Origin of the sequence: Streptomyces sp. NPDC088252 (assembly GCF_044740965.1) — a bacterium.
In the GTDB taxonomy this organism is placed as follows: Bacteria; Actinomycetota; Actinomycetes; order Streptomycetales; family Streptomycetaceae; genus Streptomyces.
The window spans coordinates 341498-365084 of sequence record NZ_JBIURS010000006.1 but is presented as its reverse complement, the minus strand read 5'-3'; the positions used below and the strand labels follow the sequence as shown (position 1 = coordinate 365084).

Below are 23587 nucleotides of genomic sequence, written 5' to 3'. Positions count from 1 at the left end.
AAGCGAGTCCGCATCGATGGAACAACGCCCGACGACGCCCGGTGGTTCCTGTCCGGGTGAACCTGTGACGCATCACGCCCCGAACAGGCCCTGTTGTCCCTTTCCGCCATGCTGCGGAGGAACGAGACCGAGGTGGGCCCAGGCCGCGGGTGTCGCGACACGCCCGCGCGGCGTCCTGGCCAGCAGTCCTTCGCGTACCAGGAAGGGCTCCGCGACCTCCTCGACGGTTTCGCGCTCCTCGCCCACGGCGACCGCGAGGGTGGACAACCCTACGGGACCGCCGCCGAAGAGCTTGAGCAGGGCGCCGAGCACCGCACGGTCCAGCCGGTCGAGGCCGCGGGCGTCCACCTCGTACACCCCGAGCGCCGCGGCGGCGACGGCGCGATCGATCCGCCCGTCGGCCTTGACCTGGGCGTAGTCCCGGACGCGGCGCAGCAGCCGGTTGGCGATACGGGGGGTGCCGCGGGAGCGCCCGGCGATCTCGGCTGCTCCGTCCGTGTCTATCGCCACGTCGAGCAGGCGCGCGGAGCGGTGGATGACGCGTTCAAGCTCGGTGGGGGCGTAGAACTCCATGTGTCCCGTGAAGCCGAACCGGTCGCGCAGCGGGGGCGGCAGCAGGCCGGCCCTGGTGGTGGCGCCGACCAGGGTGAAGGGGGGCAGTTCCAGCGGGATGGCGGTGGCTCCGGGGCCCTTGCCCACGATGACGTCGACCCTGAAGTCCTCCATCGCCATGTAGAGCATCTCCTCGGCCGGCCGCGACATGCGGTGGATCTCGTCGAGGAAGAGGACTTCCCCCTCCTGGAGCGAGGAGAGAATCGCGGCGAGATCACCCGCGTGCTGGATCGCGGGGCCCGAGGTGATCCGGATCGGCGCACCCATCTCGGCCGCGATGATCATGGACAGGGTGGTCTTGCCGAGGCCGGGCGCGCCGGAGAGCAGGACGTGGTCGGCGGTGGCGCCGCGGGCCCTGGCCGCCTTGAGAACCAGGTCGAGCTGTTCGCGCACCTTCTCCTGGCCGACGAATTCGTCGAGGTCCTTCGGCCGAAGTGCCGCTTCGACCGCGGTGTCCTCGCCGTCCGCGCCGGCGGCGACGAGGCGCTCGTCGAATCGCTCGTCGGTGTCGGGTCCGGTCTCGTCCCAGTTCATTCAGTCTGTCCCGCCTCGGGTGTTTCGGTGCCGCGCGGTGCCCGGCCCGGCGTCGGGGTGCACCCCGGATGTGGCGCGCTCGGGTCAGCGCGCGCGGTTGAGGGTCTGCAGCGCGGCGCGCAGCAGTTGCGCCACGGGCGCCTGCCCGCTCTCGGCCAGCGCCGCCTCGGCCTGCGGGGCGACGGTGGCGACCGCTTCGTCGGCCTCACGGGTGGCGTAGCCGAGACCGATCAGGGCGGCCTGCAGCTGATCGCGCCAGGAGGAGGTGACCGGGGTGCCGATGCCCTGCTGACCGATGTGGGCGCCGACGGGCTCGCCGAGTCTGTCCTTCAGTTCGAGGAGGAGTTTCTGCGCCCCCTTCTTGCCGATGCCGGAGACGGCGGTCAGCGCCTTCTCGTCACCGGTGGCGACCGCGATCCGCAGGGCGTCCGGGCTGTGGGTGGCGAGCATGGCCTGGGCGAGCCGGGGGCCGACCCCGCTGGCGGTCTGGAGCAGCTCGAAGACCTGCCGCTCGTCGTCGTCGGCGAAGCCGTACAGGGTCAGCGAGTCCTCCCGCACGACGAGGGAGGTGGCCAGCCTGGCCTCCTTGCCGATCCTGAGGCCGGCGAGGGTGTCCGGCGTGCACTGGACGGCCATGCCGATTCCGCCGACCTCGATCACGGCCGTGGTCGGGGCGAGTGCGGCGACTGGGCCGCTGACGAAGGCGATCATCGGGGGACCTTCCGGACGGGAACTGCGGGTGTACGGGGAACGCGCGGGGTGCGGGCCGCAACGGCCGCTGCCGCGTGCGCCTGCTGGAGGCGGTTGACGGCGGGGGCTCGCCAGATGTGGCAGATGGCGAGCGCGAGGGCGTCGGCCGCGTCGGCGGGTCTCGGCGGGGCGTCGAGTCTCAGCAGGCGGGTGACCATCGCGCCGACCTGCGCCTTGTCCGCGCGGCCGCTTCCGGTGATGGCCGCCTTGACCTCGCTGGGGGTGTGCAGGGCGACCGGTATGCCTCGCCGGGACGCGCAGAGCATGGCGACCGCGCTGGCCTGGGCGGTGCCCATCACCGTACGGACGTTGTGCTGGCTGAACACCCGCTCCACGGCGACGAACTCGGGCCGGTGCTTGTCGAGCCATTCCTCGATGCCGCGTTCGATGGCGACCAGCCGGTGGCCGAGTTCCGCATCGGCCGGGGTCCGGACGACACCCACGCCGAGCATCGTCAGGGGCCGGCCCGCGACGCCCTCGACGACACCGACACCGCACCGGGTCAGCCCCGGGTCGACACCGAGTACCCGCATGGACGCCCCCTCCGTACCGATCGGTCAACTGTTCCCGCAGGCTATCGGCTCGCACTGACAATGCGACGGGCCGACGGGGTGTGTCCCCGTCGGCCCGTCGGTGAAGGCTGTGCCGAGCATGGCTCAGGCGTCGACCTTCTCCATGACCTCGTCCGAGACATCGAAGTTGGCGAAGACGTTCTGGACGTCGTCGCTGTCCTCCAGCGCGTCGATCAGCTTGAAGATCTTGCGCGCACCTTCCTCGTCCAGCTCGACCTGCATGGTGGGCAGGAAGTTGGCCTCGGCGGAGTCGTAGTCGATGCCGGCCTGCTGGAGCGCGGTGCGGACCGCGACCATGTCGGTGGCCTCGCTGACGACCTCGTAGCTCTCACCGAGGTCGTTGACCTCCTCGGCGCCCGCGTCGAGCACGGCACCCAGGACGTCGTCCTCGGTCAGCTCGCCCTTGGGGACGATCACGACGCCCTTGCGGTTGAACAGGTACGAGACCGAACCCGGGTCGGCCATCGAACCGCCGTTGCGGGTCATGGCGACACGCACGTCGGACGCGGCACGGTTGCGGTTGTCGGTGAGGCACTCGATGAGCACCGCGACGCCGTTCGGGCCGTAACCCTCGTACATGATCGTCTGGTAGTCGACGCCGCCCGCTTCGAGACCACCGCCGCGCTTGACCGCGGAGTCGATGTTCTTGTTCGGTACGGAGCTCTTCTTGGCCTTCTGGATCGCGTCCACAAGGGTCGGATTTCCATCGGGGTCCACACCGCCGGTGCGCGCCGCGACCTCGATGTTCTTGATCAGCTTCGCGAAGAGTTTGCCGCGCTTGGCATCGATCACGGCCTTCTTGTGCTTCGTCGTAGCCCATTTAGAGTGGCCGGACATCTGCCTTCTCCTTCGCGTCACCAAAATCGATTCGAACCCGAGAGATCCTACCGGGATCGAGTCAGCCGACTGCGCGCACCATGTCCACGAACAAGGCGTGAACCCGGTGGTCCCCTGTCAGTTCGGGATGGAAGGACGTCGCCAGGGCGTTCCCCTGGCGAACGGCGACGATGTGACCGCCGTGCTCCGCCACCACCTCGGCCCGTGCGCCGACCGATTCCACCCATGGGGCGCGGATGAACACGCCTTCGACCGCGCCGCCCTCGATACCGGCGACCTCCACGGCCGCCTCGAAGGATTCGTTCTGCCGTCCGAAGGCGTTGCGGCGCACGATCATGTCGATCCCGCCGACCGTCTCCTGGCCCGAGCGCGGGTCGAGGATCTTGTCGGCGAGCAGAATCATTCCGGCACAGGTGCCGTAGACCGGCATTCCGTCCCGTACCCGCTCGCGCAGCGGTTCCAGCATGCCGAACAGGGACGCCAGCTTGGACATCGTGGTGGACTCGCCACCGGGAATGACCAGGCCGTCGACCTCGGCGAGTTCCTCGGGACGCCGGACCGGCCTGGCCAGGGCATCCGCCGAGGCCAGGGCGATCAGGTGTTCCCGTACATCGCCCTGGAGAGCCAGGACTCCGATCACAGGGGTGTCGCTCATCAGTGCTTACCAGCCGCGGTTGGCGTAGCGCTCGGCCTCGGGCAGCGTGTCGCAGTTGATGCCGACCATGGCCTCGCCCAGGTTCCGGGAGGCGTCCGCGATGATCTTCGGGTCGTCGTAGAAGGTGGTGGCCTTGACGATGGCGGCGGCGCGCTTGGCCGGGTCGCCGGACTTGAAGATGCCTGATCCGACGAAGACGCCCTCGGCGCCGAGCTGGCGCATCAGCGCCGCGTCGGCGGGAGTGGCGACGCCACCCGCGGAGAACAGCACGACCGGCAGCTTGCCGAGCTCGGCGACCTCCTTGACCAGCTCGTACGGGGCGCGGAGCTCCTTGGCTGCGGCGTACAGCTCGTTGTTGTCGTAGCCGCGCAGCCGGGCGATCTCGTTCTTGATCTGACGCAGGTGGCGGACGGCCTCGACGACGTTCCCGGTACCGGCCTCACCCTTCGAGCGGATCATGGCCGCGCCCTCGGCGATACGGCGCAGCGCCTCGCCCAGATTGGTGGCCCCGCAGACGAACGGGGTGGTGAAGGCGAACTTGTCACTGTGGTTGACCTCGTCGGCCGGGGTGAGCACCTCGGACTCGTCGATGTAGTCGACGCCGAGGGACTGCAGGACCTGGGCCTCGACGAAGTGCCCGATCCGGGACTTGGCCATCACGGGGATGGAGACGGCCTCGATGATCTCCTCGATCATGTTCGGGTCGGACATCCGGGCCACGCCGCCGTCCTTGCGGATGTCGGCCGGCACCCGCTCCAGGGCCATGACGGCCACTGCGCCCGCGTCCTCGGCGATCTTCGCCTGCTCGGCATTGACGACGTCCATGATCACGCCGCCCTTGAGCTGCTCGGCCATGCCGCGCTTGACGCGCGCGGTGCCGGTGGCCGGGGAGTCGGCGGACTGCGGGGTGGTGGGAAGCGTGGACACGGATCGACCTCACTCGGAGAAAAAGTCGCTGAAAGCGCTGATTGGTGCAGTGCTGAGCAAACTCTCCGGGACCAGTCCACAGCAAGGGCCAATGGAAGGCCGGTGGATCGTTTTGAACGTGTACGGGACGGCTTGTGAGCCCGGTCACGCACGGGGTGGTCAGGCCGCCGGGTCAGCTGACGGGGCGGTCCGCCAGGGCGACCGGAGGTTCGTCGTCCATCTCGAAGGCGAGCGGGAAGGGCGCGTGCCCGGCCAGCCGGAACCACCGCACCGTGCGGTGCCGCCGCAGCGCGCGTGCCGCCCGCACCGCGTCGTTGTGGAACCGCCGGGCCATCGGGACCCGGCGCACGGCGGCGGCGAGTTCAAAGGCCGCCTCCTCGCCACCGGGGATCTCCTTCACGCTCTCCACCTGGGCCGGCTCGCCGAAGACCGCCCGCAGCGCGGTGCTCAACTCACTCTCCGCGACCTCGCGGTGCTCCTCCTCCGCCTGCCGGGCGGCGTGCGCCGCCTCGTACAGCACGATCGACGCGGCCGGGTCGAGGACACCCGAGGTGGCCAGTTCCTGGGTGACCGAGGCGCGGCGCAGGAGTTGGGCGTCGAGTGCGGCACGGGCGGCGTCGATGCGGGTGTGCAGCCGGTCCAGCCGTCCGGCGGTCCAGCTGAGGTACATACCGATCGCGACCACCGCGACGACGATCCAGATGAGGGTTTCGATCACGGGCGGCAAGGCTACCGTCGGCCCGGGGGTGGTGTGACCGTCCCACCGACGGCGGCGGATGCGGCAGGGGCGGACGGGCTTCGCCGCCGGGCACCCCGGCCCCGCGGCACCGGCCCGGCGTGATCCGGACGAGAGCTCTGGGACGTTTCGTCCGGATCGGGCCGGATCGGCCCCGCGAGCCCGGCGTGATCCGGACGAGGGGCCCTAGTCCCGCGCCAGTCCGAAGCGTGCCCGCAGACCCGTGCGCTCGTCGGCCGCCACCGATGCCGCTCCGTCCGTCACCGTCTCGTACACGGCGAGGATGTCCGCCCCGACCGTCGACCAGTCGAAGCGCCGCACGTGCGCCGCACCCCGCTCACGCAGTTCGGCACGCCGCTCCGGGTCGCCGAGCAGCCGGATCGCGGCCACCGCCAACGCGTCGGCATCCTCGTTGGCGAAGAGTTCGCCCGCCGAGCCCAGGTCCAGGACCTGCGCGAACGCGTCCAGATCGCTCGCGAGGACCGGCGCGCCGGCCGACATCGCCTCGACCAGGATGATGCCGAAGCTCTCTCCGCCCGTGTTGGGCGCGACGTACACATCGACGCTGCGCAGCAGCCGTGCCTTGTCCTCGTCGCTCACCATGCCCAGGAATTCGACGCGTCCTCGCATCTCCTCGGGCAACGAGGCGACGGCCTCCTCCTCGTCGCCGCGGCCCGCCACCAGCAGCCGTGTGTCCGGGCGTGCGGTGAGGATCGCGGGCAGCGCCCGCATCAGGACGGGCAGGCCCTTGCGGGGCTCGTCGATGCGCCCGATGAAGCCGATCGTGCCGCCCTCCCGGCTCCCGCCACCGCCCTCGACCGGGCCTCGCGCCCCCTCCGACTGCCACTCGGCCTTGGGTTCGGCCGTGGCGAAGAAGTCGACGTCGACCCCGTTGGGGATGACGACCGCGTCGCCGCCCAGGTGCTCGACCAGGGTCCGGCGCGCGTACTCGCTCACCGCGATCCGCGCGCTGATCTTCTCCAGCGCGGGCTGCAGGATCGGGTACGCGGCGATCATGGCCCGGGAGCGCGGGTTGGAGGTGTGGAAGGTGGCGACGATCGGCCCCTGCGCGGCCCAGCAGGCGAGCAGGCCCAGCGAAGGAGAGGTCGGCTCGTGGATGTGGATCACGTCGAAGGTGCCGTCGTGCAGCCAGCGACGCACCCGGGCGGCCGAGAGGAAGCCGAAGTTCAGCCGGGCCACGGAGCCGTTGTACGGGACGGGCACGGCCCGGCCGGCCGAGACCACGTAGGGCGGCAGCGGTGTCTCGTCGTCGGCGGGTGCCAGCACCGACACCTGATGTCCCAGACGGATCAGATGTTCGGCCAGGTCCCGGATGTGGAACTGCACGCCGCCCGGGACGTCCCAGGAGTACGGGCACACGATGCCGATCTTCAAGGCCGGTCCTCCCGGTTCTCCAGGTCGGCCGACCAGAGCCGCTGCAGCATGTGCCAGTCCTCCGGATGTTCGGCGATCCCGACGGCGAAGGCATCGGCCAGCGCCTGTGTCATGGAGGACGTCGTCTCCGTACGACTGCCTGACTCCGGCACCTCGACCGGCGGATGGATGCGCGCCTTCATCACGGGGGTGTCGTCATAACTGAGTGTGACGGGCAGGAGCAGGGCCCCGGTCTGCTGGGCCAGCAGCGCCGGTCCCGCGGGCATCCGCGCGGTGTCGCCGAAGAACGTCACCTCGACTCCGGACGCCGACAGATCACGGTCGGCGACCAGACAGACCAGCCCACCCGCGCGCAGCCGCCGCGCCAGGGTGCCGAAGGCAGCGCCGCCGCTGTGCGGCAGGACCTCCATGCCGAGCCCCTCGCGGTAGGCCACGAACCGGTCGTACAGCGTCTCGGGCTTGAGCCGCTCCGCGACCGTGGTGAAGGGCACCTTGAGGTCGGTGGTGACCCAGGCCCCCGCGAGGTCCCAGTTCCCCAGGTGCGGGAGCGCGAGGATGACACCGCGGCCCGCGTCCAGCCCGTCGGTCAGCCGGTACGCGTCCGTCACGTGTATGGACGCCTTGATCCGTTCCGGACTCCAGGTGGGCAGCCGGAACGACTCCATCCAGTAGCGCATGTACGAGCGCATCCCGGCCTTGGAGAGCGCGGCGAGCCGGGCCGGGGACGCTCCGGGCACGACCCGCGCCAGATTCGACTCCAGCCGCAGCACGCCCTTGCCCCGGCGCTTCCACGCCTGGTCGGCGATGGTGCGGAAGAGAGCGCGGGCGGCCGGTTCGGGGAGCTTCTTCACGGCGGCCCAGCCGAGCCCGTACAGCCCGTCGGTCAGCCGGTCCCGCAGGCCGGTCCGTGCCCCGCCCGGTGCGCTGCTCACTGCGCGGCCCCGCTCCCCCGGTCCGCAGCTGCGGCCTTGGCCGCATCGGCCGCATCGGCCTCCGCGGACTCGCGACGTACGGTCACGACCCGCTGCACCAGCGTCACCAGACTGCCCGCGGCGACGATCCACAGCGCGATCGGCAGCAGGATCTGGATCCCCGGGACGCCGAACTTGTGCAGACCGGCGAATCCGGCCGCGACCAGCGAGATCACGAGCCGCTCGGCGCGCTCCACGAGCCCGTTGACCGCGACCGGCAGCCCGATCGACTCGCCGCGCGCCTTCGTGTACGAGACCACCTGGCCGCTCGCCAGGCAGAAGATCGCGACCGCGCACAGCACGTTGTCGTCACCCTTGCCCGCGTACCAGAGCGCGAACCCGCCGAAGATCGCGCCGTCGGCGACCCGGTCCAGGGTCGAGTCCAGGAACGCGCCCCAGCGGCTGGAGATGCCGGCCTGCCGGGCCATGTTGCCGTCGACGAGGTCGGAGAACACGAAGATCGTGATGACGACCGTACCCCAGAAGAACTCTCCCATCGGGAAGAAGACCAGCGCACCTGCCATCACCCCGGCCGTACCGATCAGAGTGACCGCGTCAGGGCTCACGCCGAGACGGAGCAACAGTGCGGCGAACGGTGTGAGGACACGCGTGAAAAATGCACGCGCGTACTTGTTCAGCATGGCCTTCCCGAGGGTCGGTGGGCCGAGCGGCCCCTTCGGCCACCGGCTGGCCCATCGTAGTCACGCTCGCCGGACTCCACCGTCCGGGCACCCGGCCTCGCGCGGCGGGGAGCGACGTATGGACGCAATCCGGCCCGAGTGGAAAGCTCGAATTACCGCGGGCGTCGCCGCAGCCGCCGCGGCGGCTCGCCGTGCCCGAGCACCTTCTCCCCCACCGCGCCGGTTCTTCTTCCCGCTCCGCGCCACTCACTGGGAGGCACGCATCATGGGCGACAGGACACACGCACACACCGGGGCCGCCGGCAGGGCAGCGACGGCCGACCGGCCCTCATCCGTACGGAATGTGGTGCTGGTCGGCCACAGCGGCTCCGGCAAGACCACCCTCGTCGAGGCCCTCGCGCTGACCGCGGGCGCGGTCAACCGGGCCGGCCGCGTCGAGGACGGCGCCACGGTCTCCGACTACGACGAGATCGAACACCGCCAGCAGCGTTCCGTACAGCTCTCCCTGGTGCCCGTCGAATGGGGCGGGTACAAGATCAATCTGCTGGACACCCCCGGATACGCCGATTTCGTCGGGGAACTCAGGGCCGGTCTGCGTGCGGCGGACGCGGCCCTGTTCGTCGTGTCCGCGGCGCAGGAGGCCGACGCCGTGGCGGGCGCCACCCGCGCCGTGTGGGAGGAGTGCGCCGCCGTGGGCATGCCCCGGGCGATCGTCGTCACCCACCTCGACACGGCGCGCACCTCGTTCGACGAGATGACCCGGGTCTGCGGAGAGATCTTCGGCGGCGACGACCCCGACGCCGTACTCCCGCTCTATCTGCCCGTCCTCGGCCCCGAAGGCCCCGACGGGCACGCGCCGCTCACCGGGCTCACCGGACTGCTCACCCAACGGATCTTCGACTACTCCTCGGGCGGGCGACGGGAGAACCCGCCCGCCGACGCCCAGCGGCCCCGGCTCCAGGAGGCCCGCAACCGGCTCATCGAGGGAATCATCGCGGAGAGCGAGGACGAGACCCTGATGGACCGCTACCTCGACGGGGCGCAGATCGACATCGAGACACTCGTCGACGATCTGGAACGCGCCGTCGCCCGCGGCGCCTTCCACCCCGTGCTCACCGCGGCCCCCGCCGCCGAGGGCGCCCGCCAGGGCATCGGCACGGTCGAGCTGCTGGACCTGATCACCGGCGGCTTCCCCACCCCGCTGGAGCGACCGCTGCCCGAGGTGACCCCCCTGCACGGGGCCCCTCGGCCCGTCCTGACCTGCGACCCGCGGGGCCCGCTGGTCGCCGAGGTCGTCAAGACCGCCTCCGATCCCTACGTCGGCCGGGTCTCCCTCGTCCGGGTCTTCTCCGGCACCCTGCGTCCCGACGAAACCGTCCACGTCTTCGGGCACGGCCTCACCGCTCCCGGTCACGAGCCCCGGCCCTTCCACGAGGCGGAGATCCGCGTCGGCGCGCTCTCCTCGCCCTTCGGCAAGCAGCAGCGCCCCCTCACGGCATGCATCGCCGGAGATCTGGCCTGCGTCGCCAAACTGGGCGACGCCGAGACCGGGGACACCCTCTCCGCCAAGGACCGGCCGCTGCTGATGGACCCCTGGACGACGCCCGACCCGCTGCTGCCGCTCGCCATCGAGGCACACAGCAAGGCCGACGAGGACAAGCTCTCCCAGGGACTCTCACGGCTCGTCGCCGAGGACCCGACCATGCGCCTCGAACAGAACCAGGACACCCATCAGGTGGTTCTGTGGTGCCTCGGCGAGGCCCATCAGGACGTGGCCCTGGACCGGCTGCGCAGCCACTACGGCGTCCAGGTCGACGCCGTACCCCACAAGGTGTCGCTCCGGGAAACCTTCGCAGCCCCCTCGACCGGGCGCGGCCGGCATGTGAAACAGTCCGGCGGCCACGGCCAGTACGCCATCTGCGAGATCGACGTGGAACCGCTGCCGCCGGGCTCGGGCATCGAATTCGTCGACAAGGTGGTCGGCGGGGCGGTGCCGCGCCAGTTCATCCCCTCCGTCGAGAAGGGCGTGCGCGCCCAGGCCGCCCGCGGAGTGGCGGCGGGACACCCGCTCGTCGACGTACGCGTCACTCTGCGGGACGGGAAGTCCCACTCGGTGGATTCCTCCGACGCCGCGTTCCAGACGGCGGGCGCGCTGGCCCTGCGCGAAGCGGCCGCGGACACCCGCATCCAGCTCCTCGAACCCGTCGCCGAGGTCCAGGTCCTGGTCCCGGACGACTACGTGGGGCCGGTGATGAGCGATCTGTCGGGGCGGCGCGGCAGGGTGATCGGAACCGAGCAGTCCGGCGCCGGACGCACCCTCGTGCGGGCCGAGGTGCCCGAACTGGAGATCGGCCGCTACGCGATCGACCTGCGCTCCCTGTCCCATGGCGCCGGCCGGTTCGACCGGGCGTACGCCCGGCATGAGGCCATGCCTCCACAGCTCGCGGAACGCATCCGCGAACAGCAGCAGAACAACCCGAACGACGCATAATCGACGGTGCTGCCCGCCCTTGTCCACAAGGGCGGGCAGCGCGTTGATCCGGACGATACGCTGTGGTGCCAGCTCAGAAGGTGTGCCGGGCACGGCAGTTGGGAAACAGCCGCAGGAGCAGATGCTCGGCGGCGAGTGGGGGCGACAGTGGCCAACGACGGATTCGATTTCTCTCCGGGAGCGCAGATCCCGATCCAGGGTTCGGGCGGACAGGCGGTGGCGACGAACGCACTCGCCTCGGCGGCGTACCGCGACAGCCCGGTGGAGCAGATCCTTGACGCCAACAGCGAGTGGCACAAGTCCGAAGTGAAGGCGGGCCGTTCCGAATTCCTGAAGTCCGACTACTTCAAGCCCAATCTCGGTGAGGCGTTCTCCCGTGCCGTCCAGGAGCGGATGCTGGGCGGCGCCCGGAAGGCTCTCGTCCAGTCCTTCGGGACCGACCCGCAGACGGTGGTCGAGCACTGTCTGTCCGCGACCCGCCTGCGCAGGGCGCGCGATACCAAGCTGACCGCCATCACCGCCCTGTTCGGCTTTCTCTTCCTGCCCGGAATGCTCCTGTGGGTCATCGCCTTCCGGCTGCGCGACGGGCTCAGCGGCACCAAGGACAAGGCCCTCGCCGCCCTGGGCAACGCCCTGCTCCCGGTCGTCGGCATCGTGGCCCTGTTCTTCCTGATCAAGCTGCCGCTCACCGGATTCCTGGCGATCTACGCACGCGCGATGATCGTCGCCCCCGTCGTCGGCTGGCTCCTCGCCAAGCGGATCGCCGAGTCCTCCGCCAAGGACATGCGCGCCCGCTGGGAAGGGCTGCTCTCCGGCGGCGGCGTCATCGCCAAGATCCCCGAGGCCGTCCCCAAGAACCCGAACGAGACCGCCCGCGAGGCACTGCGCCAGGGCCTGGAGAAGCTCTCCGCCGAGCAGCAGTCCAACTCGGTCTTCTACGCGGGTCCCAAGGGAATCCTCGGCATGGGCACCCGCTGGGGCAGCTGGCAGCTCGCCGAGGAGCTCGTCTCCAAGGAGCCCGGCAAGGAATTCCACCAGTTCCGCAGCTGGGACCTGATACGGGCCATCCACGACCAGCTCAAGGTGCTGGAGCGCGGCCCGCTGAACACCGGAGGATTTCCCACTCCGTCGGTCACCCACTGGATCGTGTCACCCGTCGGCGAGAACGCCGACTCGATCTCCCGCCCCGACGGTGAGGACGTCGCCACCTTCCAGGTCAAGCCGCACGAGATACAGCGGATCTGCAACCACCAGCAGTTCGGCGGCGGTGACCGGCACTACCTGGGCGTTCAGTTCACGCTCTGGGACGGTCAGTTGGTCATCACCATGATGATCACGGTCACCGTGCTCTACGAAACCCTGCGCATCGAGGTCACCGGGCACGCGCTCGGACCGGTCCACTCGCTCTTCACCAGCAAGCCGTCGGCGAAGACGAAGACGGTCAACAAGACCGTCCGGTTCTGGGAGACCCGCGACATCACCCTCGCACTGGTCGAACCCCACGAGGTCGTCCGCCTGGCCCTGCGCGCCCCGTTCACCTGGTACCCGCCGCTCCTCGACTACCTGGGCGGCAAGATCGCCCTGCCCGAGCCGTTCGGGCTGCGGCACGCCTGGGCCGAGAAGCCGTGGCGCCACCGCTTCATGGCCGATGACGCGATGCGCGCCGCCACTCCCGTCCTGCGCGCCGTGCACACCGCCGCCCTGCGCGTCCTGGAGGAGAACGGCGTCGACACCGAACGCTTCGACAACCGCTCGATGATTCTGAGCGGAGCCGTGCAGGACCCGACTCCGCGCAAGGCCGACCTGTACGACGCGTAGACGCGCGTGGGCGCCCCGGCACAAGCGGGGCGCCCACGCGGGAACGACAGCCCGGATCAGGCCGCGGGCCAGGCGTCGGCCAGCATCTTGCGCGTATCGGCGAGCAGCTGCGGCAGCACCTTCGTATGCCCGATCACCGGCATGAAGTTGGTGTCGCCGCCCCAGCGCGGCACCAGGTGCTGGTGCAGGTGCGCGGCGATACCTGCTCCTGCGGAAGCCCCCTGGTTCAGCCCGATGTTGAACCCGTGCGCGCCCGACGCCGCCCGCAGGGCCACCATCGCCCGCTTGGTGAAATCGGCGAGTTCCATGGTCTCCGGACCGTCCAGCTCGGTGTAGTCGGCGACGTGCCGGTACGGCACGACCATCAGATGCCCACCGTTGTACGGATACAGGTTGAGCACGGCGTACACCTTCTCGCCGCGCGCGACGACAAGCCCGTCCTCATCCGATTTCGACGGGATCGCACAGAATGGGCAGCCGTCGCCGGCCTCCGGACCGGTCGGCTTGTTCTCGCCCTGGATGTACGCCATCCGGTGGGGCGTCCACAGGCGCTGGAACGCGTCGGGCGTCCCCACTCCGATCTGCTGCTCCGGCTCACTCGTCATGCCGATCAGCATATTGCTTCAGCCCCTGGCAGCGTGTCGCCGGGGCCGCACCCGTCGGGGCCCGGCAATGCTGAGGCGATGAGCGACCGGCCCGCGGAATCCGCCCCCCTTCGTTTCAGGCGCTGGGAGCAGCGCACGGAATTGCCGCTCCTCGGCGCCTCGCTGCTCTTCCTGCTCGGATACGCGGTCCGCGTGCTGGCTCCCCACGACGCGGAGCCCTGGCGCGGCCTCGCCCTCGCCCTGGTCTGCGCCACCTGGCTGCTCTTCGCCGCGGACTACGTCGTGCGGTTCCGCCTCAGCGGACTCGGCCACCGCTTCCTCCGGGTGCACTGGCTGGACACGCTGGTCCTGCTGCTCCCCCTGCTGAGGCCGCTGCGCCTGATCCGCGTCTACACCGCGGTCCAGCGCCGCAGGGAACAGCCGAGGCTGAGCCTGTACGCCCGCGTGATCGCCTACGCGAGTGCGTCCGCTCTGCTGCTCGGCTTCTCCGCTTCACTCGCCGTGTACCACGAGGAACACCTGGCGGAGGGGGCCTCGATCCGTACCTTCGGTGACGCGGTGTGGTGGGCGTGCGAGACGCTCACGACGGTGGGGTACGGGGACACGGTGCCGGTCACACCGAGCGGCCGCACCGTCGCGGCGTGCCTGATGGCCTGCGGGCTGGGGCTGCTGGGCGCGGTGACCGGTTCGTTCTCGTCGTGGCTGTTGCATGTGTTCAGACGGGAGGACGAGAAGAGGCCCTCGGAGGGCGGGTAGCTCTCCGGGGGCCTGCGACTCCGTTCCCGTCGGGCCCGGACTCCGCACCTGTCGGATCCGGGCTCGGCAGCCGTCAGACCTGGACGCGGTCCTCGACGGCCTGCTGGATCTTGGCCAGGGCGTCCTCGACGGGGATGCCGTTCTCCTGCGATCCGTCGCGGTAGCGGAAGGAGACGGCGCCGTTGGCCATGTCCTCGTCGCCCGCGATGATCATGAAGGGCACCTTGGCCTTCTGCTGGTTGCGGATCTTCTTCTGCATCCGGTCGGACGAGGCGTCCACCTCCACCCGGAGCCCCTTCTTCCGGGCCTTGGCCGCGAAGTCCTGGAGGTACGGGATGTGCGCGTCGCCGATCGGGATGCCGACCGCCTGGACCGGGGCCAGCCAGACCGGGAACGCACCCGCGTAGTGCTCCAGCAGCACGGCGAAGAAGCGCTCGATGGAGCCGAACAGGGCACGGTGGATCATGACCGGGCGCTGCTTGGCACCGTCCGGGCCCGTGTACTCCAGGTTGAAGCGCTCCGGCAGGTTGAAGTCGAGCTGGACGGTCGACATCTGCCAGGTACGTCCGATGGCGTCGCGTGCCTGCACGGAGATCTTCGGGCCGTAGAACGCGGCGCCGCCCGGGTCCGGGACCAGCGGCAGGCCCTGCTTCTCGGCGACCTGGCGCAGCGTCTCGGTGGCCTCTTCCCACACCTCGTCGGAGCCGACGAACTTGACCGGGTCCTTGGTGGAGAGCTCCAGGTAGAAGTCGGTCAGACCGTAGTCGCGGAGCAGATTCAGGACGAAGGTGAGCGTCTTGTCGAGCTCCTCCGCCATCTGCTCCTTGGTGCAGTAGATGTGCGCGTCGTCCTGCGTGAAGCCCCGGGCCCGGGTGAGGCCGTGCACGACGCCGGACTTCTCGTACCGGTACACCGTGCCGAACTCGAAGAGACGCAACGGCAGTTCACGGTACGAACGTCCGCGCGCATCGAAGATCAGGTTGTGCATCGGGCAGTTCATGGGCTTGAGGTAGTAGTCCACGCCCTCGTCGAGCTGCATGGGCGGGTACATGCCTTCGGAGTACCAGTCCAGGTGGCCGGACTTCTCGAAGAGCTTGCCCTTGGTGGCGTGGGGCGAGTAGACGAACTCGTAGCCCTCCTCCTCGTGACGCCGGCGCGAGTAGTCCTCCATGGTGCGGCGGATGATGCCGCCCTTGGGGTGGAAGACCGCGAGACCGGAACCGATCTCGTCCGGGAAGGAGAAGAGGTCCAGCTCGTTGCCGAGCTTGCGGTGGTCGCGCTTGGCGGCCTCCTCCAGGAACTCCAGATGCGCCTTGAGCTCGTCCTTGGTGGGCCACGCGGTGCCGTAGATGCGCTGCAGCATGGGGTTCTTCTCGCTGCCCCGCCAGTACGCCGCGGCATTCCGCATCAGCTTGAACGCCGGGATGTTCCGGGTGGTCGGCAGGTGCGGACCTCGGCAGAGGTCCTTCCAGCACAGCTCGCCGCTCTTCGGGTCGAGGTTGTCGTAGATGGTCAGCTCGCCGCCGCCCACCTCGACGTCCGCGCCGTCGCCGGCGCTCTCGACGGAGTCGGAGCCCTTGATGCCGATGAGTTCCAGCTTGTACGGCTCGTCGGCCAGCTCCTCGCGGGCGGCCTCGTCCGTCACGACCCGGCGGGAGAACCTCTGTCCCCGCTTCTGGATCTCCTGCATCTTCTTCTCGATGGCCTTGAGGTCCTCCGGAGTGAACGGCTTCTCGACGTCGAAGTCGTAGTAGAAGCCGTCCTTGACCGGCGGACCGATGCCCAGCTTGGCCTCGGGGAAGAGCTCCTGCACAGCCTGCGCCATGACGTGCGCGGTGGAGTGCCGGAGGATGTTCAGGCCGTCCTCGGAGGAGATCTCCACAGGCTCGACGACCTCTCCGTCGGCGACGGCGTACGCGAGGTCCTTCAGCTCGCCGGCGACCCGGGCGGCGACGACGGTGCGCTCGCCGGGGAAGAGCTCGGCAGCCGTAGTGCCCGTCGTCACCACGCGCTCTTCCCGCTCGGAATCGCGTTGGATGATCACACGGACGTCTGACACCGGTCTCTCCTGACTCAGGGGGTACGCACGCCATGCGTGGTGCGCGTGCGATACGAATCGTACCGAGCCGCGGGCCCCCTCTGCGAAACGGTCGAGCCGCGAAGGCCTCTCGCTCCCCGCGGCACGCCCCCACGTCACTGTTCGCCGGTGCAGGCCTCCTCGAAATGGTCGACGTTCTCCTGGAGCGACTTCATCAGCCGGTCCCGTTCCGCCTCGTCCACCTGCACGGGCACCACCTGCGAGGCCCTGGTCAGCCGCCGGAAGCCGCCGCGGCTCTCCAGCCTGCCCTCCACCCGGACCGGCAGCCCTACGAGGTGGGCGTGGCCGGCGATCCGGTACGCCTCCTCGTCCAGCTCCAGCCGTACGTGCGGTACCTCGGCGCCGGCCAGCACCCGTAGCCGCACGACTCCGGCGCCACGCGGTCCCGAGCGGCGCAGCCCGACGACGGCGCCGGTGATCCGTACCGTCACCGCGGGCTCCTCCCTCAGGTAGCGGGCGCCCGCCAGGCGCAGGGCGGGCAGGTCCCCCGGGGTGAATTCCACCGGCTCGGGGCGGGCCGGGCAGCCTGCGGGAATTCCGGCGGCGGGTGCCCATTCCAGCGCGACGCCGGCCCCTTCCGAGCCCCGGACGAGTGTGATGAGGGCCTCGGTGAGTTCCCGGCTGACACCCGCCCCGACGGCGGCGTCGAAGGCTTCGAGCCCCCCGGTGGCCCGCTGGTAGTCCACGGCGTCACGCGTGGCGTGCAAGGCGTGGTGGAGCCGTACGGCGACGGCGCGGCCCGGTTCCACGGGGACGAACGCGGTGAGGTCGCGCCCGTCGGACACGGGTCCGACGAGGACGCCTTCGAGGGCCGCGCGGGCCCGGCGGCGGTGGCGCGCCCCGTGGTAGCCCGTGCGTCCCCGCACGGCCAGGGCTCCGGCGAGCAGGACCTGCCGGGCGGCGGTGCGCAGTTGTTCCGCGCCCGTCCAGCTGGCCGCTCCCCCGACCGGTTCGGGGGCCTCGCGCCACCAGCGGATCTCGTCGCTGGGTACGGCGAGGGAGATCAGGACCTCGCGGGCGGAAGGGGCGGCGCTGCGGGCGAGCGCGGTCAGCGCCTCGCCGAGAAGGTCCTCGCTGTCGGGAAAGGCGGTGGTGTCGGGGACGAGGAGGCTCGTACCCCCGCCGGGCGGAGCCGGTGGTCCCGGTGGCGTCCAGCGGCTGTAGCGCCCGGTCGCCCCGCCGCGGCGGTGCCAGCCGTGCCGGTCGAGCAGGGCGCCGAGCACCGCCGGGTCGACACGGGCGGGGTCGGGGACATCCCCGAGCGGCTGGAAGGCGGTGGGCCACGGCGCCGCGGGTTCGCCGGGGTGCGAGCGGGTGGCCGACGGGATCGCTTCGTCGGCGGATTCGTCCATCGACCGGTGCATCAGGGTCTCCCTCCCGCCCCTACGCGGGTCATGATCTCGCAGAGTGCCCGGTCGTCGAATACGCGCGAGGTCGGGATCCGCACGGTGGTCCGGTGCCGGCCCGTCACCGCGTGGCCGGCCAGGTTGGTCCAGTAGCAGCAGTGCCGCAGGTCGAGCCGGTCGTGTCCGGCGCGCAGCCAGTCGTCCCGGCTGCGCGGCACGATCATCACGACCAGGATCTTGTGCACCGAGACGGGGGTGCGGGCGAGCTTCACGAGGTGCGCGTTGTCGAGCGTGAAGGCGAACGAGGGTCCCGGCGGCTGCGGCGGGATCTGGTAGGTGCTCTTCAACTGCACCTTGATGGTCACTTCGTCGTCCACGGCATGACCGGGGGCGCCGTGGCTGACGTGCCAGTCGATGCCGTTGTCGGGGAAGGGCTGCGACAGGGAACATCCGGCCGCGGCCGCGACCGCGTGCAGGTAGCCCACCTGAAGAGTCTCCATACAGGCGGTGGTGGCGAGTGTGCCGCGCAGCGGTGCGATCCGCTGGGGCAACAGCCCGCTCGGTTCGGGCTTCGCGAGCGCCATGGCTGCGTGTGCCTTCCGGGCTGCGCCGATCGGTTGCTCGGTGCGGGGACGACGGGCAACTTCCTTGCTCGTCACTTGTGTTGTCACCGCACGGGGCGGCCCGCAAACGGCGTATCAGGCAAACAGGGCGGGTATCACCGGACCGGGCAGGGGAATCACTCCATCTGCCGTTCGGGCACGAGGAGTTCGGGGATGACTCACTGGTACGAAGGGCCACTGGCCGCTTTTGACACCGAGACAACGGGAGTGGACGTCGAGGAGGACCGGATCGTGTCGGCCGCCCTGGTCGTGCAGGACACGGCAGGCGGGCGGGTGCGGGTCACCCGTTGGCTGGTGAATCCGGGGGTTCCGGTACCCGTCGGGGCGACCGAGATACACGGCCTGACCGACGATCACCTTCAGCGCAACGGCCGTTGGCCTGCGCCGGTGATGGAGGAGATGGCCCGCGCGCTGACCGAGCAGTGCGCGGCCGGCCGCCCCCTCGTCGTGATGAACGCTCCGTTCGATCTGACGCTGCTGGACCGCGAACTGAGGCGTCATCGCGCGTCGTCGCTCGCCGGCTATCTGCAGAACACTCCGCTGTGCGTGCTGGATCCACGCGTGCTCGACAAGCATCTGGACCGCTACCGCAAGGGGCGGCGGACCCTCACCGATCTCTGCGAGCTGTACGGCGTGGTGCTGGACGGCGCACATGACGCGGCGGCCGACGCGACGGCGTCGCTGGAGCTGGTACGGGCGGTGGCCCGGCGCTTCTCGTCCCGTCTGGAGCGGCTCACGCCGCCGGAGCTGCACACCTTGCAGGCCGTCTGGCACGCGGCGCAGGCGCGGGGCCTCCAGGCGTGGTTCGCGAAGAACGGCACGGCGGAGACGGTGGATCCCGCGTGGCCGCTGCGCCCGGAGCTCCCGGCCGCGGCATGACCGGACGGCCGTGGCGGTGGACACCGGCACGGTCTCCGCGTCCGGACACGCAGAAGCCGGTCCGTCGATTCTGCTGACGGACCGGCCTCTCCCGGGTGGGCGATACTGGGTTCGAACCAGTGACCTCTTCGGTGTGAACGAAGCGCTCTCCCACTGAGCTAATCGCCCGGGAACGGGTTGAACCATACAGGGCCCGGCGGGTCTGGTTCAAACCGCTTCCAGCCTGGCCGTGAGGCCCCGGCGTCCGGCACGCATCATCAGGGCGTGGTTGGCCCGGAACACAGCGCGTCCGGGCACCGCGAGGAGTCGCATCAGCCGTCTGCGGACCTCGACCTCCTGCTCGTAGGTGGCCCGGCTGCCGCCTTCGCGCGCGGTGACCGTCCACCTGGCCCACCCGTCGAGGTCCCCACCGAGGGCCGCTTCGAGTACCCGGGCCGCGGGGTCGCGGCGGCGCTCACGGACGGTCATGACGAGGTCGTACGGGAGGAAGGAGCGGATCCGGGTGGTACCGGTGGTGTCGTCGACCGAGGTGACCTCACGGACCTGCGGCCACCAGCACGGGTAGTCCTCGGGGCGTCCGAGGATCTCGTACACGGTGTCGGGCTTGCCCGGCAGGTCCCAGACACTCACGAAACGGTAGTGACTCCAGTCCATGACCCCAGTCTGCTCGTACTCAGCCGGGGAACTGAGTATCCGAGCGCATGTCCGCTCCTGCGGCCGGCGCCACACTCCGGTCCATGGAACATGTGCCGCCACCCGCCGAGGAATTGGCGCTCCTCGATCGTGAGCTGGCCCGGCTGGACGCCCGCCGGTCCCAGTTGCTGATGCGTCGTGCCTGGCTGCTGAGTGCGCTCGGGAGCCCGGTCGCGCCATCCGCCGCGCCCCCCGCGCCGCCGTTCGCGGCTCCGCCCGGACACCCTGCCGCACCGGCCGGACCGCCGCGCAGTGCGCAGAATGTGCTGCTCGCCCTGGGCGGTCTGCTGCTGACCGTCGCGGCTGTCGCGTTCACCCTGGTGAGCTGGGGCGACATGGGGATCGCGGGCCGCTCGGCGGTACTCGCGGTGGTGACGGTGGCGGCGCTGGCCACTCCTGCCGTGCTGCTGCGGCGCGGTCTCGCCTCGACTGCCGAGTCGCTCGCCGCGCTGGCGGCGGTGCTGATGGTGCTGGACGCGTACGCGCTGCACCGGGTGGCCGTGCCCGAGGCCGACGGGCGCGGATTCGCCGCTGTCGCCGCGGCGGTGCTCGCCGCACTGTGGGCGGCCTACGGACTGCTTCTCGACCGGCTCCGGCTGCCGCTGCCGCTCGCGGTGGTGAGTGCGCAGCTGCCGCTGCTGCTGTGGGCGTGGTCGGCGGGTGCGGGCGCCACGACGTTCGGCTGGGCGCTGCTGCTGACGGCCGCGTCGGACTGTGCGATCGCGTTGTGGGGCAGGGGCGTTGCGGTACGGGTGACGGCCTGCGTCGGTGGCTGGGCGACGGGTCTGCTGGGGCTGCTGGTGGCCCTGGCGCAGTCGGTCTCCGCCGATGGGGTGCAGGCCGCTTCGGCACCGGGCGCATTGTTGCTCGTGGGTGCGGCGGTCGCGGTGTTCGGGGCGTGGCGTGCGCCGTCGGCGCAGGCGGTCGCCGGTGGTCTGGTGGCCGGGCTGTGCGGGGTGGCGGCGGTGGGCGGTGTGCTGCGTGCCGGGGTGACCTGGGACTGGTCGGTGCCGGTGTATCTCCTGTGCGGTGTGGTGCTGCTGGCGGCGGTGCGCACTCCGCTGCCGCGCCCGGTCGCGCAGGGCCTGGCGTGGGCTTCGGCCGCGGTGACCGCGGGGGCGGTGCCGGCCGCGCTGCCGGCGGTCGGCATGTCGCTGATCGGTACCGTGACGCAACTGGTCCGGGTGTGGTCGGGGGTGCCCGACGGCGGTGTCCGAGGTGCGCTGGCCGCCGAGGGGCCGGCCTGGTCCCATCTGGTCTCCGCGCCGGTGGTGCTGCTGGCGGTGGCCGGTCTGCTGGGGGCGGTGCACCGGTTCTGGGAGCGGGTACTGCGGGCTGCCGGACCGGTGCTGTCGCCGGGCCCTGGGTGGCGGGCCGCCGCGGGGGCCGGGGCGGTGGCGCTCGGCTGGGCGGGACTCACCGCCCTCCCCGCGGTGCTGGGGTGGTCGTACGCCGCTGCCGTGACGGTGCAATTGGCGCTGACCGCCGGAGTCTTCGCGGTCGCGGTACGCGGTCTGCGCGGCGGCCCGGGCGCGGTGGGGGCGACCGCCCTGGTGTGCGGTCTGCTCGGTGCGGCGGGCGCGGGGATGCTGTCGCTCGCCACGGAGGCCTCGACGTACACGGCGTTCACGGTCCTGCTGGTGGTGTTCGGGACGGCCGCGGTGGTGCTCGGCGGCGCCGCGGCTTCGGCGGCGCGGGCGTTGCCGCCGCTCCCGGCCGTCCGGGCGGCGCATGCGGTGCGGATGTCGCAGCTCGTGCAGGCGGTACCCGCGTGCGGCGCGGTGGTGTGCGCGACGGTGCTGGCCCGCGCGGTCGGGGAATCGCTGGGGCTCGCCGGGTATCGGGCGGCGCCGGTCATGCTGGTCGTCCCCGCGGTGACGGTGCTGCTCGGGGGGCGGCTGCGGAGCCGCCCGCCCGCTCTGCCGGTCGAGCTGTCCGGAGGCGTCGCAGGTGTGCTGGCGGTGGGCATGGCGGTGCCGGACCTGCCGTTCCTCGCACTGGTGCTGGCGCTGTGCGGGGTACTGGCGGCGGGCACGGCCGTGCGGCCCGAGCGGCGACCGGTGGCCGGCCCTCTTGCGATGGTGCTGTTCGTCCTGGCTGCCTGGCTTCGGCTGTCGGCTTCGGGGGTGTCGGTCCCGGAGGCGTACACCCTCCCGGTGACGGTGCCCGCCCTGGCGGTCGGCGTGCTGCGCCGGCGCCGTGATCCGCAGGCGTCGTCGTGGACGGCGTACGGAGCGGGGCTCGCCGCGACGTTGGTGCCGAGTCTCTTCACGGCGTGGGCCGATCCGCACTGGTTGCGGCCGCTGCTGCTCGGCGTGGCGGCGCTGGTGATCACCCTGGCAGGCGCACGGCTGCGGCTGCAGGCGCTGCTGCTGCTCGGTGGTGCGGTGCTGGCCCTGGACGCTCTGCACGAACTCGCGCCTTACGTCGTCCAGGTCGTCGGCGTGCTGCCGCGCTGGCTGCCGCCCGCGCTGGCCGGGGTGCTGCTGCTGGTGGTCGGCGCGACATACGAGCAGCGGCTGCGCGATGCCCGACGGCTGAAGGAGGTCCTGGGCCGGATGCGTTGACGGTGATGCGTCGACGGTGTGCCGCACGGCCGGTCCGGGGCCTTGACGGGTCCGGGCCGGCGGGTGGCCGTCAGGACCTCCGGCGGGGTGCGCCGGAGACGGCGCTGACACGGCCGAGCTGTCCCCGGCATTCGCACAGCAGGCGCTTTCAGCCTGCCCGAATGCGTAAAGTTCCGGAAGACGTCGGGAAAGATGGCCCGGCGAGGTCCGGAGCCCGAACGCCTTCCGGTAATTCCGTGATCCGGTGAGGCGGCCGCGGAACTCCACTCCGATCCCGATATCCGGATGTTTCTTCTCGAAGAGTGGATTCCTGCGATGTGCGCGGCCACGGCGATTGAATCGATGAAGAAATGCAGAGAGTCCGTGAGACTCTGCGGTCTCACGGACTCTCTGTCCCGGGTGGGCGATACTGGGTTCGAACCAGTGACCTCTTCGGTGTGAACGAAGCGCTCTCCCACTGAGCTAATCGCCCGGGCGCAGGCCAAACATTACCCCATGTCAGCGGTGCCCCATGACCACGCCCGGGTCACTCGTGGATCTTCCACGGCATGGTGACGCCGAACTTCCAGACGTAGATCCCCACCAGCACCACGATGATCACCAGACCGGTCACAGTGAGGAGGATGTTGCGCCGCCGGACCTTGGGATCGAGCGCCCTCTGAGCGGCCTCGGTGACCTTCCTCCGCGTCCAGCGCAGCACCAGCTGCGCCCACACGAACTCGGTCGCCCAGATCGCCATGCCGCCGAAGATCACCAGCCAGCCGGGACCGGGCAGCGGAAGCATGATGATCCCCGCCACGACCACTGCGAGGCCGACCACGAAGACGCCGACCTGCCAGCTCAGATGCAGCGTCCTGGACGCCTTGATGAAACCGGGCGCCCGGGATCCGAGCTCCCGGCCCTCCCTGGTCACGCCCTCCGTGACGCCTTCCGTCACATCCCCCGTGGCGGACAACGGTCTCGCCGGTACGACGCCCCCGCCCCGCTCGTCGCTCTCCGCGTTCATGGGAGCCAACCTACCGGAACGGCCTTCGTCACCGGAATGGCCGCATAACCCAAAGTTACACACCGCCGTACGAGC

Annotated in this window: 21 protein-coding genes and 2 tRNA genes; 5 read left to right on the top strand and 18 right to left on the bottom strand. The window is 70.7% G+C overall.

The genetic code is table 11. The features are described 5' to 3' along the window. Positions 1-72 precede the first annotated feature (72 nt). From ruvB to pgsA, 10 genes are all read right to left on the bottom strand, one after another. On the bottom strand, positions 73-1146 hold the full coding sequence (gene ruvB, locus ACIOHC_RS15640; protein ID WP_351074300.1) for a Holliday junction branch migration DNA helicase RuvB: 1074 nt from the start codon (positions 1144-1146) through the stop codon (positions 73-75). Between the two features lie 84 nt (positions 1147-1230). After that, positions 1231-1857 (bottom strand): Holliday junction branch migration protein RuvA, encoded by a 627-nt coding sequence (gene ruvA, locus ACIOHC_RS15635; protein WP_365690385.1) that lies wholly within the window; start codon positions 1855-1857, stop codon positions 1231-1233. After that, positions 1854-2429: a crossover junction endodeoxyribonuclease RuvC gene (gene ruvC, locus ACIOHC_RS15630; protein WP_389636818.1), complete on the bottom strand. Its 576-nt coding sequence runs from the start codon at positions 2427-2429 to the stop codon at positions 1854-1856. Before ruvC ends, ruvA begins: the two co-directional genes overlap by 4 nt. A gap of 123 nt (positions 2430-2552) precedes the next feature. After that, positions 2553-3305, bottom strand: a complete 753-nt coding sequence (locus tag ACIOHC_RS15625) for a YebC/PmpR family DNA-binding transcriptional regulator (RefSeq protein ID WP_351074295.1) — start codon at positions 3303-3305, stop codon at positions 2553-2555. A 61-nt stretch (positions 3306-3366) separates the two neighbouring features. Continuing rightward, entirely contained in the window at positions 3367-3960 is a 594-nt protein-coding gene (gene pdxT, locus ACIOHC_RS15620) for a pyridoxal 5'-phosphate synthase glutaminase subunit PdxT (RefSeq protein ID WP_351074294.1), read from the bottom strand. 6 nt (positions 3961-3966) lie between these two features. After that, entirely contained in the window at positions 3967-4887 is a 921-nt protein-coding gene (gene pdxS, locus ACIOHC_RS15615; protein ID WP_093898403.1) for a pyridoxal 5'-phosphate synthase lyase subunit PdxS, read from the bottom strand. A 172-nt stretch (positions 4888-5059) separates the two neighbouring features. Then, the gene (locus ACIOHC_RS15610) at positions 5060-5557 is read right to left on the bottom strand and encodes a hypothetical protein (protein WP_351074348.1); all 498 of its coding nucleotides are present in this window, start codon (positions 5555-5557) and stop codon (positions 5060-5062) included. A 252-nt stretch (positions 5558-5809) separates the two neighbouring features. Beyond that, positions 5810-7018, bottom strand: a complete 1209-nt coding sequence (locus ACIOHC_RS15605; protein WP_351074293.1) for a glycosyltransferase family 4 protein — start codon at positions 7016-7018, stop codon at positions 5810-5812. Then, positions 7015-7950, bottom strand: a complete 936-nt coding sequence (locus ACIOHC_RS15600; protein WP_365690390.1) for a phosphatidylinositol mannoside acyltransferase — start codon at positions 7948-7950, stop codon at positions 7015-7017. The genes ACIOHC_RS15605 and ACIOHC_RS15600 overlap by 4 nt, the downstream gene beginning before the upstream one ends. After that, the gene (pgsA, locus tag ACIOHC_RS15595) at positions 7947-8630 is read right to left on the bottom strand and encodes a phosphatidylinositol phosphate synthase (RefSeq protein WP_351074290.1); all 684 of its coding nucleotides are present in this window, start codon (positions 8628-8630) and stop codon (positions 7947-7949) included. Before pgsA ends, ACIOHC_RS15600 begins: the two co-directional genes overlap by 4 nt. 265 nt (positions 8631-8895) lie before the next feature. Between pgsA and ACIOHC_RS15590 the strand changes: the two genes are divergently transcribed. Together ACIOHC_RS15590 and ACIOHC_RS15585 are read left to right on the top strand one after the other, a co-directional pair. Continuing rightward, positions 8896-11121, top strand: coding sequence for an elongation factor G-like protein EF-G2 (locus tag ACIOHC_RS15590; RefSeq protein ID WP_365690393.1), 2226 nt, complete (start codon positions 8896-8898; stop codon positions 11119-11121). A gap of 147 nt (positions 11122-11268) precedes the next feature. Beyond that, positions 11269-12939: a hypothetical protein gene (locus ACIOHC_RS15585; protein WP_401842964.1), complete on the top strand. Its 1671-nt coding sequence runs from the start codon at positions 11269-11271 to the stop codon at positions 12937-12939. 56 nt (positions 12940-12995) lie between these two features. On the opposite strand, the gene ACIOHC_RS15580 is transcribed toward ACIOHC_RS15585, so the two are convergent. Then, entirely contained in the window at positions 12996-13556 is a 561-nt protein-coding gene (locus ACIOHC_RS15580; RefSeq protein ID WP_351074288.1) for an HIT domain-containing protein, read from the bottom strand. A 66-nt stretch (positions 13557-13622) separates the two neighbouring features. On the opposite strand from ACIOHC_RS15580, the gene ACIOHC_RS15575 reads away from it, so the two are divergent. After that, the gene (locus ACIOHC_RS15575) at positions 13623-14300 is read left to right on the top strand and encodes a potassium channel family protein (protein WP_351074287.1); all 678 of its coding nucleotides are present in this window, start codon (positions 13623-13625) and stop codon (positions 14298-14300) included. A gap of 73 nt (positions 14301-14373) precedes the next feature. On the opposite strand, the gene thrS is transcribed toward ACIOHC_RS15575, so the two are convergent. From thrS to ACIOHC_RS15560, 3 genes are all read right to left on the bottom strand, one after another. Next, positions 14374-16359 (bottom strand): threonine--tRNA ligase, encoded by a 1986-nt coding sequence (thrS, locus tag ACIOHC_RS15570; RefSeq protein WP_351074286.1) that lies wholly within the window; start codon positions 16357-16359, stop codon positions 14374-14376. A 134-nt stretch (positions 16360-16493) separates the two neighbouring features. After that, positions 16494-17762 carry a hypothetical protein gene (locus ACIOHC_RS15565; RefSeq protein ID WP_365690396.1) on the bottom strand — a complete coding sequence of 423 codons (1269 nt, stop codon included), beginning with the start codon at positions 17760-17762 and terminating at the stop codon, positions 16494-16496. Continuing rightward, a complete protein-coding gene (locus ACIOHC_RS15560; protein WP_351074284.1) occupies positions 17762-18328 on the bottom strand; it encodes a DUF4365 domain-containing protein in 567 nt (188 codons plus the stop codon). The genes ACIOHC_RS15565 and ACIOHC_RS15560 overlap by 1 nt, the downstream gene beginning before the upstream one ends. 192 nt (positions 18329-18520) lie before the next feature. On the opposite strand from ACIOHC_RS15560, the gene ACIOHC_RS15555 reads away from it, so the two are divergent. Next, on the top strand, positions 18521-19246 hold the full coding sequence (locus ACIOHC_RS15555; RefSeq protein ID WP_351074283.1) for a 3'-5' exonuclease: 726 nt from the start codon (positions 18521-18523) through the stop codon (positions 19244-19246). A 96-nt stretch (positions 19247-19342) separates the two neighbouring features. Here ACIOHC_RS15555 and ACIOHC_RS15550 read toward each other — a convergent pair. Both ACIOHC_RS15550 and ACIOHC_RS15545 read right to left on the bottom strand, forming a co-directional pair. Beyond that, a tRNA-Val gene (locus ACIOHC_RS15550) sits at positions 19343-19414 on the bottom strand. Positions 19415-19453: 39 nt separating this feature from the next. Next, entirely contained in the window at positions 19454-19900 is a 447-nt protein-coding gene (locus tag ACIOHC_RS15545) for an SRPBCC family protein (RefSeq protein ID WP_401842961.1), read from the bottom strand. A gap of 83 nt (positions 19901-19983) precedes the next feature. Between ACIOHC_RS15545 and ACIOHC_RS15540 the strand changes: the two genes are divergently transcribed. Further along, entirely contained in the window at positions 19984-22506 is a 2523-nt protein-coding gene (locus tag ACIOHC_RS15540; protein ID WP_401842959.1) for an SCO7613 C-terminal domain-containing membrane protein, read from the top strand. 400 nt (positions 22507-22906) lie between these two features. Here ACIOHC_RS15540 and ACIOHC_RS15535 read toward each other — a convergent pair. Together ACIOHC_RS15535 and ACIOHC_RS15530 are read right to left on the bottom strand one after the other, a co-directional pair. Continuing rightward, positions 22907-22978 (bottom strand) — tRNA-Val (locus ACIOHC_RS15535). Between the two features lie 54 nt (positions 22979-23032). Next, on the bottom strand, positions 23033-23512 hold the full coding sequence (locus tag ACIOHC_RS15530; protein WP_351074280.1) for a TIGR02611 family protein: 480 nt from the start codon (positions 23510-23512) through the stop codon (positions 23033-23035). Positions 23513-23587 lie beyond the last annotated feature (75 nt).